The sequence below is a fragment of the Brucella tritici genome (assembly GCF_902825325.1).
In the GTDB taxonomy this organism is placed as follows: Bacteria; Pseudomonadota; Alphaproteobacteria; order Rhizobiales; family Rhizobiaceae; genus Brucella.
The window spans coordinates 1-345 of the sequence record NZ_CADEAR010000089.1; the positions used below are offsets into that span (position 1 = coordinate 1).

The window sequence follows — 345 nt, forward strand, 5'->3', positions numbered from 1 at the left end:
GGCCTGGACACGGACCGGCGTTCGGTGCAACCGCGTGAACACGGGATCGCGGAAATGACGGTCGACGTTTATGGCACATATGCCCTGCCGCTTGATGACGCCACTTTGTTTCGGTGGCATACCATGTTGATGGCAGGCAGTCGGCATCTGGAAAGTATAGGTGCTTATCGCAGCCATTCCGACGCTATGCAGATCGTCTCTGGCCAGTTGGACCGTCCGACAATTCATTTCGAGGCGCCGCCATCAGCGCAGGTACCGGAGGAAATGTATCAGTTCATATCGTGGTTCAACGCAAGTGCTCTGACAGGCAGTACGCCCCTCCCCGCGCTTACCCGCGCCGGGCTC

Annotated in this window: 1 pseudogene; it reads left to right on the forward strand. The window is 58.6% G+C overall.

From position 1 onward, the window contains the following. A pseudogene (locus tag HWX93_RS22795) lies at nucleotides 1-345 on the forward strand (Fic family protein); the annotation flags it as partial.